Origin of the sequence: Methylobacterium mesophilicum (genome assembly GCF_036441335.1) — a bacterium.
Classification (GTDB): Bacteria; Pseudomonadota; Alphaproteobacteria; order Rhizobiales; family Beijerinckiaceae; genus Methylobacterium; species Methylobacterium mesophilicum_B.
This window is the reverse complement of record NZ_MLBW01000031.1, coordinates 1-10,138: the sequence shown is the minus strand read 5'-3', so window position 1 is coordinate 10,138 and position 10,138 is coordinate 1. Positions and strand designations below refer to the sequence as shown.

General features: G+C 72.4%; 8 protein-coding genes and 1 pseudogene. 5 read left to right on the top strand and 4 right to left on the bottom strand.

Annotated features, from left to right (window positions below; all coding sequences use genetic code 11):
• The coding region (locus MMR14E_RS19630; RefSeq protein WP_331316592.1) for a DnaJ domain-containing protein at positions 1-680 on the top strand (680 nt) is incomplete at its 5' end.
• Positions 681-818: 138 nt separating this feature from the next.
• Here the strand turns inward: MMR14E_RS19630 and MMR14E_RS19625 are convergent.
• Entirely contained in the window at positions 819-2,288 is a 1,470-nt protein-coding gene (locus tag MMR14E_RS19625) for a D-alanyl-D-alanine carboxypeptidase (protein WP_331316590.1), read from the bottom strand.
• Between the two features lie 298 nt (positions 2,289-2,586).
• On the opposite strand from MMR14E_RS19625, the gene MMR14E_RS19620 reads away from it, so the two are divergent.
• The 4 genes from MMR14E_RS19620 (at position 2,587) to MMR14E_RS19605 (ending at position 6,495) form a co-directional block, all read left to right on the top strand.
• The gene (locus tag MMR14E_RS19620) at positions 2,587-3,093 is read left to right on the top strand and encodes a phasin family protein (RefSeq protein WP_331316589.1); all 507 of its coding nucleotides are present in this window, start codon (positions 2,587-2,589) and stop codon (positions 3,091-3,093) included.
• 98 nt (positions 3,094-3,191) lie between these two features.
• Positions 3,192-3,593 (top strand): ATP-dependent Clp protease adapter ClpS, encoded by a 402-nt coding sequence (clpS, locus tag MMR14E_RS19615; RefSeq protein WP_331316588.1) that lies wholly within the window; start codon positions 3,192-3,194, stop codon positions 3,591-3,593.
• 38 nt (positions 3,594-3,631) lie between these two features.
• Positions 3,632-6,118, top strand: a complete 2,487-nt coding sequence (gene clpA / locus MMR14E_RS19610; protein WP_331316587.1) for an ATP-dependent Clp protease ATP-binding subunit ClpA — start codon at positions 3,632-3,634, stop codon at positions 6,116-6,118.
• Between the two features lie 92 nt (positions 6,119-6,210).
• Positions 6,211-6,495: a hypothetical protein gene (locus MMR14E_RS19605; protein ID WP_020095819.1), complete on the top strand. Its 285-nt coding sequence runs from the start codon at positions 6,211-6,213 to the stop codon at positions 6,493-6,495.
• Positions 6,496-6,728: 233 nt separating this feature from the next.
• Here the strand turns inward: MMR14E_RS19605 and MMR14E_RS19600 are convergent, their stop codons facing one another.
• The 3 genes and pseudogenes from MMR14E_RS19600 to MMR14E_RS19590 all read right to left on the bottom strand — a co-directional run.
• Positions 6,729-7,274, bottom strand: coding sequence for a (2Fe-2S)-binding protein (locus MMR14E_RS19600; protein WP_331316585.1), 546 nt, complete (start codon positions 7,272-7,274; stop codon positions 6,729-6,731).
• Positions 7,271-9,733, bottom strand: coding sequence for a xanthine dehydrogenase family protein molybdopterin-binding subunit (locus tag MMR14E_RS19595; protein WP_331316583.1), 2,463 nt, complete (start codon positions 9,731-9,733; stop codon positions 7,271-7,273). Before MMR14E_RS19595 ends, MMR14E_RS19600 begins: the two co-directional genes overlap by 4 nt.
• Positions 9,734-9,933: 200 nt before the next feature.
• Positions 9,934-10,138, bottom strand: a pseudogene (locus MMR14E_RS19590) (aminotransferase class I/II-fold pyridoxal phosphate-dependent enzyme); the annotation flags it as partial.

The following is a 10,138-nucleotide window of genomic DNA, read 5'->3' as shown; positions in this document are numbered from 1 at the left end:
GGGGCGGTCTCCGGGCGGGGCTCGCCGCCGCCCTCGGGCGCGCGCGGGTGCCGACCTTCGGCGCCTTCGCGCTGCTCGCCGCCGGGTTCCTGCTCCTGCGCGGGAACGTCGTCCTCGCGGCCCTGCTCGGGCTCAGCGGCGTCTGGATGATCGAGGGTCAGGCGGCCATGACCGCGCGGCTCCGCCGCCTGATCCGGCCGGGATCCGGCGCGCGCCCGCGCGACCCGCAGGACCGCCGCTTCCGCACGATCCTGATCGACGCGCTCGTGCGCCCGGACGGCAGCCTGCGCACCGGCCGCGTCATCGCGGGGCCCGGCGCCGGCGCGTGGCTCGACACCATGCCCACCGGGGCCGTGGTCGAGCTGCTCCGGCTCTGCCGGATCCGCGACGCCGCGGGCGCGGCCCTGCTAGAGCCGTATCTCGACCGCCGGGCGCCCGGATGGCGTGTAGACGCTGAGGGCGATCGCGACCCGCGGCCGCGCCGTCCGTCGCACCCAGGGCCGATGACGCAGGAGGAGGCGTACGAGGTCCTGGGGCTTCAGCGCGGGGCGACCGCTGAGGAGATCCGGTCGGCCCACCGGTCTCTCATGAAGCGCGCCCACCCCGACCAGGGGGGCAGCGCCGAGGGAGCGGCGCGCGTCAACGCGGCCCGGGACAGGCTTCTGAACCGACATCGCTGAACTCCACGCGCGTTGTCAGAGAGTTACCGATCGTCGGCCGCTTGCGAACTCGGTCGCGGCCGTTCCGTATCCGGCGCGCGGGCGCGCCGGTGGGTCACGAAACGCGGCGCGCGGGCGCGCCGGCGGGTCGCGCGGGCCTCAGCTCCGGGTGGCGAAGCAGCTGAAGCCGCTGCGCTTCAGGGCCGAGCAGGCCTCCTGGGCGGAATCCTGCTCGGCGAAGCCCGAGAAGCGGGCCCTGAACAGCGTGGTCCCGCCGTGCTCGACCTTGACGGTGTAGGGGGCCGCCTTCGACAGGCTGCCGCCGACCTTGGCGCGGGCCTCCGAGAGCATCGTGCGGGCCTTGGCCTCGTCGTCCATGGCGCCGAGCTGGATCACCCAGGCGGTCGGCACGACGCGGGCGCCGGAGACCGCCTTCGGCGGCTCGTCGCGCTCGAGGGAGGCCACCCGGGCCGTGGACTTGGACGCGCCCGGGAAGGGCGGCTGGGCGTTGCCGCCGCCGGCATAGGCCTGGGCCGCCTTCGGGATCCCCTGCGGGCCCGGCTTCCAGGTGCCGCCCGGCGTCGTCGTCTTGGCGGGCGACAGGTCGAGGGGCTCGCCGGTGGTGCCTGTGGTCTCGACATCCTCGTCGTCCGCGGAGGCGACCTGCGTGCGGGTGCGCGAGACCGCGTCGGCGACGACCGCCGGGCGGGCGCGCTCGGCGACCTCGGTGACCGGCGCCGAGATCCGGGCGCCGGCATAGGCGCGCGGCAGGCTCGAGCGGACGAGGTCGGCCATGATCCGGTCGCGGCCCGCGCCGGACTTGCCGCCCAGGACGATCGCCACGATCTGGCGGCCCTCGGACTTCGCCGCGGTCATCAGGTTGAAGCCGGAATCGCGCGTGTAGCCGGTCTTGATGCCGTCCACGCCCTGGACGTTGCCCAGCAGGTGATTGTGGTTGCCGATCACCCGGCCGCGGAACGCGAAGGACCGGGTCTGGAAGTAGCGGTAATAGTGGGGGAAGCGGTCCTGGATCGCCCGCGCCAGCACGGTCAGGTCGCGGGCGGTGGTGAGCTGCTCCGGATCGGGCAGGCCCGAGGCGTTGGCGTAGTGCGTCCGGCTCATGCCGAGGGCGTGGGCCTTCGCGGTCATCATCTGGGCGAAGCGCTCCTCGGAGCCGGCGATGTTCTCGCCGATGGCGCAGGCCACGTCATTCGCCGACTTCGTCACGATCGCCTTGATGGCGTCCTCGACCGAGATGGTCTGGCCGGGGCGCAGGCCGAGCTTCGACGGTGCCTGGGCGGCGGCGTGGGCCGAGATGGTCAGGTCGGAATCGAGGGCGAACTTGCCCCGCTCCATCTGCTCGAACAGCAGGTAGAGCGTCATCACCTTGGTGATGGAGGCCGGGTGCCGCAGGGCGTCCTCGTTCACCGCGTGGAGCGTCTTGCCGCTCTTCACGTCCACGACCATCGCGGCGTAGGGCGGGTTGTAGCCGCCGGTCGCGCGGGCGTGGTGATGGTGCCGGCCGCGCCGGGCCTCGGCCGGCGCGGCCAGGGTCGTCAGGACCGCGGCGGCCAGGATCGCGGCCGGGAGCGCTGGAATCGTCCGAGAGCGGCCTACTACGCTACGCATCACGCCTGATTGCCTCGCGAGACCGGTACTGGCCGGTCGTATCCCCTGCGGAGCCTCCCGCCGATCGCGTGGCCCCGCTGCATCAGTGGAGAGTTAGGCAAGTGCAGTTACAGGCCCGTTAATGCGATCGCCGCGCGTGCCGGATCGTGTCGCTCCTGCCATCCCTTACCGGCCGCCCTCGCCCCGCCCTCGCCCCGCTGTCGCCGGCGGGCCGTTCCGTGGCGGTTCCGGGCCTGAGGTCCTACCGGGCCGAGCTTGACGCTGGCTGTCGTGCCGCACACTCTCGCGGCGATCCGAGATGACCGGCCGCGGATGGCCGGCCGTCTCGGCGGCGGTCCGGAGATCGGCGATGCAGAGACCCCCTGCCCTTCCCCTGGGCCCGGCCGTCCCCGGGTTCGGAACGCCCCTGCGGCGGTTCGGGATCGCGAGCCGGGCGGCCCAGACCCTCGGCATCGAGTACCTCGACTCGTTCAAGCAGGCCCTCGACGATCTGGGGACCACCTGGGGGGCGCTGGCGGCGGCCCGCAGCCCGACCGAGATCCTGGCGGTGCAGACCGCGTATCTGCACCGGGCCGGGGAGCGCGCCGCGGCCCGCTCCGCCGCCGCCGGCGACGCGGTGCTCGGCCNGCGACGCGGTGCTCGGCCTGACCGGCGCGCTCCTGCGGCCGAAGGCGGTGTCGCCGCCGGCGCCCCGCCCCGGTCCGGCGCACTAGCGGGTCGACGGTCATGCGCCGCGGGCGCGCCGTGCAGGGCGGACAAGTGCGCACAGGCGTCTGGCGAAGTCGGCTCACCGTCTGTAGATTAACCGGCGCGGAGCTGAGCGCTGCTCCCGGCAGGCCAGGATCAGGATCGGCCGTCAGGGCCGGCGGCGCCCGCTCCGAGCAAGGGATCGGTTCGACGCACATGACACAGGTCCCCACGCAGGGCACCGCGAGTTCGACGAGGGAGCACCGGCCGGCGCGTGTCGCGGTCACGGCGTCCGGCTCGCGCGCCCCCGGCGGCGACGACCGCTCCAACACCGCGATCATCACGCGCACGAAGCCGCGGACCAAGCGGCCGAGTCTGTACCGGGTACTCCTTCTGAACGACGACTATACGCCGATGGAGTTCGTGGTCCTGGTGGTCGAGCGGTTCTTCAACAAGAGCCACGAGGACGCCTACCAGATCATGATGCACGTGCATCAGAACGGCGTCGGCGAGTGCGGGGTCTTCACCTACGAGGTGGCGGAGACCAAGGTGACGCAGGTCATGGACTTCGCGCGCAAACACCAACATCCTCTCCAGTGCGTTATGGAAAAGAAATAGGCGCCGCTCGCGGTAGGCACGAAGGACAGAGGCCAGCTTTGCCAAGCTTCTCACGCAGCCTAGAACAAGCCCTCCACCGCGCCCTGGCGCTCGCCGGGGAGCGCCGGCACGAATACGCGACGCTGGAGCATCTCCTGCTCGCCCTGGTGGATGACCAAGATGCGGCCGCGGTCATGCGCGCCTGCAACGTCGAGATCGACACGCTCAAGCGCAGCTTGGTCGACTACGTCGATACCGAGCTCTCCAACCTGACCGGCGACGGCCGGCAGGACGCCAAGCCCACGGCCGGGTTCCAGCGCGTGATCCAGCGCGCGGTGATCCACGTCCAGTCGTCGGGCCGCGAGGAGGTGACCGGGGCGAACGTGCTGGTGGCGATCTTCGCCGAGCGCGAGAGCCACGCCGCCTACTTCCTGCAGGAGCAGGACATGACCCGCTACGACGCGGTCAACTACATCAGCCACGGCATCGCCAAGCGCCCCGGCGCGTCCGAGGCGAAGCCCGTGCGCGGCGCCGACGAGGAGGGCGCGGCCGAGCGGCCGAGCGACGACGGCGATCCCCGCGGCGCCAAGAAGAAGGGCGACGCGCTCGACGCCTACTGCGTGAACCTCAACAAGAAGGCGCGCGACGGCAAGATCGATCCGCTGATCGGCCGCGAGAGCGAGGTCCAGCGGACGATCCAGGTCCTCTGCCGACGGCAGAAGAACAACCCGCTCCTCGTGGGCGATCCCGGCGTCGGCAAGACCGCGATCGCGGAGGGGCTGGCGCGCAAGATCATCCAGCACGAGGTGCCGGAGGTCCTGGCCGACGCGACCGTCTTCTCCCTCGACATGGGCACGCTGCTCGCCGGCACCCGCTACCGGGGCGACTTCGAGGAGCGCCTCAAGCAGGTCATGAAGGAGATCGAGGCGCACCCGAACGCGATCATGTTCATCGACGAGATCCACACGGTGATCGGCGCCGGTGCGACCTCGGGCGGCGCCATGGACGCGTCGAACCTGCTGAAGCCCGCTCTGGCTTCGGGCACGCTGCGCTGCATCGGCTCGACCACCTACAAGGAGTACCGCCAGTACTTCGAGAAGGACCGCGCCCTGGTGCGCCGGTTCCAGAAGATCGACGTCAACGAGCCGTCGATCCCCGACACGATCGAGATCGTGAAGGGCCTGCGCCCGTACTTCGAGGAGTTCCACAAGCTCAAGTACACGACCGAGGCCGTGAAGGCCGCGGTCGAGCTGTCGGCCCGCTACATCAACGACCGCAAGCTGCCCGACAAGGCGATCGACGTGATCGACGAGACCGGCGCCTCGCAGATGCTGGTGCCGGAGGCGCGCCGCAAGCGCACCATCGGCATCAAGGAGATCGAGGCGACCATCGCCACGATGGCCCGGATCCCGCCGAAGACCGTCTCCAAGGACGACGCGGTGGTGCTCCAGCACCTGACCGAGAACCTCAAGCGCGTGGTCTACGGCCAGCCGAACGCGATCGAGGCCCTGACCTCGGCGATCAAGCTGGCCCGGGCCGGCCTGCGCGACCCGGACAAGCCGATCGGCTCGTACCTGTTCGCGGGCCCGACCGGCGTCGGCAAGACCGAGGCCGCCAAGCAGCTCGCCGCCTCGCTCGGCGTCGAGATGCTGCGCTTCGACATGTCGGAGTACATGGAGCGCCACACGGTGAGCCGCCTGATCGGCGCCCCCCCCGGCTACGTGGGTTTCGACCAGGGCGGCCTGCTCACCGACGGGATCGACCAGCACCCGCACTGCGTGCTCCTCCTCGACGAGATCGAGAAGGCGCATCCGGACCTGTTCAACATCCTGCTGCAGGTGATGGACCACGGGAAGCTGACCGACCACAACGGCAAGCAGGTCGATTTCCGCAACGTCATCATCATCATGACGTCGAACGCGGGCGCCTCGGACCTGGCCAAGGCGGCCTACGGCTTCACCCAGTCGAAGCGCTCCGGTGACGACGTCGAGGCGATCAACCGGCTGTTCGCGCCGGAATTCCGCAACCGGCTCGACGCGATCATCTCGTTCGGCCACCTGCCGAAGGACGTGGTGGCGAAGGTGGTGGACAAGTTCGTCCTCCAGCTCGAGGCGCAGCTCGCCGACCGCAACGTCACCATCGAGCTCTCGGACGAGGCCCGGGACTGGCTGGTGGAGCACGGCTACGACGACGCGATGGGCGCGCGCCCGATGGCCCGGCTGATCCAGTCGACCATCAAGACGCCGCTCGCCGACGAGGTCCTGTTCGGCAAGCTGAAGGATGGCGGCGCGGTCCGGGTGGTCGTCCGCAAGCCGGAGGATGCCGAGGCCAAGGCCGGCGCCAAGGACAGCCTGGGCTTCGACTTCCCGGCGGGCCCCGTGACGCCGAAGCCCGAGAAGGACGTGACCAACGCCGCCAAGCGCCACAAGCGCGCCAAGCCGCGCACCGCGTCCCGGAAGAAGACGCCGAAGGACAACAAGGGCGGCGGCGGCAGCTCGGGCGGCGGCGTCCGGACCGTGCCGAAGGTGCCACTCGTGCGCGCCTAATGGTGTGCATGCCGGCCGGCGGCCTTCCGGACTCGGGGGCCGCCGGTCTATGACCGCCGCGACGCGCATGCGCCGCGGCGAGGAGGCGCCCGATGACTGACAACCTGCACGAGGGACCCCTGTCCCCCGTCGCGCAGCCGGCGCCCCCCAAGAAGCTGACTCGGCGCGAGGAGCGGCGGCGGCGTCGCCAGCGGCGCCGCCGGGGCGAGGAGGTGCTCGCCTGGGTGCTGGTGCCGTTCATCTGCTTCGGCATCTACTGGGGCATCGCCGCCGGCTTCGACTTCTTCGGCACCTCGCCGGGCCAGGTCTGGGACCAGCTGATGCAGGTCAAGGCCATGATGGAGAAGCGTTCGGGCCCCCAGGGCGCGCGCGGCTAGCGCGCCGCTCCGGTCCGGGCGCGGGAGGCGACGCCTCCGGACGGTTCCGAGCGGGCGCGCCCATGACACCGACCCGTCGATCGCTGCTCGCCGCCCCCCTGCTGGCGATGCCGGCCCTCCGGACCCGCGCCGGCNGCCGGCCGCCGAGACGGCCACCGCGAGGGCCGCGGCCGCGAGCCCGGCGCCGACGCGCCGGGCGGGGGTGGAGAGGGACGGGATCCGCACGGCGCGCCTCACGCGGTCACCAGACCGGGGGTCGCCAGCACGAGGTCGCGCACCGCCTGATGGTAGCGGACGTAGCCGGTGCAGCGGCAGATGTGGCGGTCGAGCGCCTCGGTGACGACCCGCTCGACCTCGTCGCGGCGGATCGGCTCGCGGCGCAGGCGCTCGATCAGCACGCTCGCCCCGGTGACGAAGCCCGGCGTGCAGTAGCCGCACTGGAACGCGAAGTTCTCGATGAAGGCCTGCTGGACCGGCGAGAGCACGACGGTGCCGTCCGGCGCGGTGCGGGCATGGCCCTCGACGGTGCGGATGCTCCGCCCCTCGAACCAGTGGGCGCCGGTGATGCAGGCGCGCATCTCCCGCGGGCCGGTCGCCTCCTCCAGCATCACCGTGCAGGCGTGGCAGATGCCCTGCCCGCAGCCCATGCGGCTGCCGGTGAGGCCCAGCCACTCGTGCAGGACGTCGAGCAGGCTCGTGCCGACGGGGACGGGGATCGGACCGACGGCCGCGCCGTTCACGCGGAGCGAGAGGTCCTTGATCTCGATGGCGGCGCTCATGCCAGTGCCTCGCGGATGCGCTCGGGCCGGATGGGGAGTTCGTGGAAGCGGTGGCCGATCGCGTGCGCGACGGCGTTGGCCAGCGCCGGGACGACGGCGATCATCACGACCTCGGCGATGCCCTTGGGCGGGTCGGTCTCGGAGAGCGGCGGCAGGATCTCCACCGTCTGGTTCCACGGGGCCACGTCGCGGGCGCGGGGCAGCTCGTAGCGGTTCCAGTTCCACGTGCCGTCGCCGGGGCCGTCCTCGTAGAGGGGCAGCACCTCCTTGAGGGCGTGGCCGATCCCCATGGCGAGGCCGCCCTGCACCTGGCCGGAGACCAGCTCGGGCACGATCTGGCGGCCGCACTCGAGGATCGAGTGGTGGGACAGGATCGCCACGTCGCCGCTGGCGGTGTCGACCGCGACCTCCGCCAGGGTGGCCATCGGCGCGTAGTAGGTCGTGCCGACATTGTTGCGCTGGGTCGGCGGGTAGGAGACCGCCGCCCGGGGCACGAAGTGCCAGCCCGCATCCGCCATCAGGGCGCGGCGCTCGGGCGGGGCCCCGGCGCCGTAGCGCACCGACAGGGCGTCGATCGGCAGGCGCGTCCGGCCCGTCCCGGGCAGGTCGAACTCGGCCTCGGCCCATTGCCAGCGGTTGAAGGTGTGGAGGGTCACGCCCACCGGCAGCCCGAGCCGGTGCGCCTCGGCGGCCACCTCCTCCAGGGACAGCGGCGGCAGACCGCCACCGAGCACCCGGCCGTCCACCAGCCGCAGCTCGTCGCGGGCGACCACGTGGTAGGAGGCCAGCGCCCCGCCGCCGCCGCCCCGCGCCCAGAGCGCGCGGGCGGCGGGCCAGACGGCGTGGTCGACGAGGAACCGCGCGGCCGTCCGGGTGGCGTGGCCGAGGTAGTAGGCCGAGTTGGTCGCGCTCATCGGCGAGGTGAAGCGCGGCGTCCAGCGGGGGTTCTGCGCCCGGCGGTCCTCCTCTGCCTGGGGCATCGTGTAGGGCTGGTCGGAGGTCTCGAGGGGCATCTCGGGCCAGCGCACCACGCCGAACGCGGTCTCCGAAGGCACCCGGCCGAGGATCTCGGCCACCATGACCGCCTGCGAGGTGGTGACGCCCGGGCCCATCTCGTGGGCGACGTGGCGCAGGCTCAGGCGGCCCCGCGGGTCGAGCTCCAGCGACGCGACCGCCGCCTCGGCGCCCGTGCCGTAATCCTTGTGCACCTGCGCGAAGCCGACGCCGTAGCGGCGGCCGGGATGGGCGGCCTCGTAGGCGGCCTTGCGCGCCGCCCGATCCCGCCAGAGCGGGTGCGCGGCGGCCTTCGTCAGGATCTCCGCGTTGCGCAGCGCCCCGGCCGGGACCGCGCCCTGGCTGTTGCGCTGGCCCGAGCGGAGCACGTTGCGCAGGCGCAGCTCGATCGCGTCGATGTCCAGGAGGGCCGCCGCCTCGTCGACCATCATCTCGGTGGCCGACATGGTCTGGAGCGTGCCGAAGCCCCGGGTCGATCCGGCCTCCACGGCCCGCGAGGCCAGGGCGATCGCCTGGAAGTCGCTCTTCGGCAGGTAGTAGATCGACTGCGCCGCGGTGGCGCCGACGAAGGAGACCGCGACGGAGTAGTTGGGGCGCCCGCCGCCGTCGCAGGCGAAGCGCCCGGTCATGGCCCGGAACCGGCCGCTGGCCCGGTCCACCAGCAGGACGTTGTCCATGCGGAAGGCGTGGCGCTTCAGCCCGTTCTGGAACTGCTCGAACCGGTCGTTGGCGAGGCGCACCGGCCGGCCGCCCGCGTAGAGCGCGGCCACGACGCAGAGGAACGGGAAGATGTGGTGGTCCTTCGTCCCGTACCCGACCGTGTAGCCGACCTTGAGATCGACCTCCCTGAGCGGGAACCGGGACTTCGAGACCAGCGCGGCGGCGGCCTCGGCCACGTCGTAGGGCGACTGCGTCGCCATCATCAGGCGCAGCGTGCCGGTGGCCGGATCGTACCAGACGTTGCCGTTGTCGGCCTCCATGGCCGAGGCGTCCGTCGACTGCGACCGGTAGGTCCGCCGCATCACCAGGGCGTCCGCGCCGGCGCCGTCGATCTCGGCGGCGATGGCGGCGGCCGCCGCCATGCCCCGGGCGAAGGGGCCGTCGTCGCCGGCCTTCGGCCAGGCGGGCTCGTCGCCGGAGAAGCCGGCGAAGATCGGGGACTGCTCGAACGGCGAGAACCGGTCGGGCGCGTCCGGCGCGTCGCCCTCGATCCGCACCCAGCGCGAGGCGCCGTAATGGGCCGGCGGCCTGGGACCGGTCTCGGCGCCGTACCGCACGACGTCGTCGGCGAAGCGCAGGGCGCGCTTGGCCGCGGCGAAGCGCGGGAAGTCGGCGTAGATCAGGATCGCCACCGGCTGCCCGAGCAGGCGCGGCGTCTCGCCCTGCGGCACGAGGAACCAGTCGCCGAAGAAGTCGGCGTGCGGGACCGAGACCCCGTCCGCCACCAAGTCCTCGTGCCGGACGATCCGGTCCGGCTGCAGGGCGCCCGGGAGCCGCGACAGGTCGAGGCCGGTGAAGCGGCGGTCGGCGCGGGTCGCGGCGACGAGGAAGGCGTGGGCTTGGCCGTCGGGCCAGCCGGCGAGGTCGCGGGCCCGGTAGTCGCGGGAGAAGGTCTTGGCGCCCGTGACCTTGGCGACGGCGTCGAGGTCCCGAGCGCCGCCCAGTTCGACACGTAGCCGGAGGTGAACAGCAGGGCCGCCTCCTTGCCGTGGAGGTCGGCGAGTTCCTGCTCAAGGAGCACATGGTAGTGGTTGGTGCCCGAGATGTTGCGGGTGCCGCCGGCGCCGGCGCCGCAGCGGTCGATCGCCTCGTGCATCGCCCCGGTGACGGTCTGGTGCTGGCCCATGCCG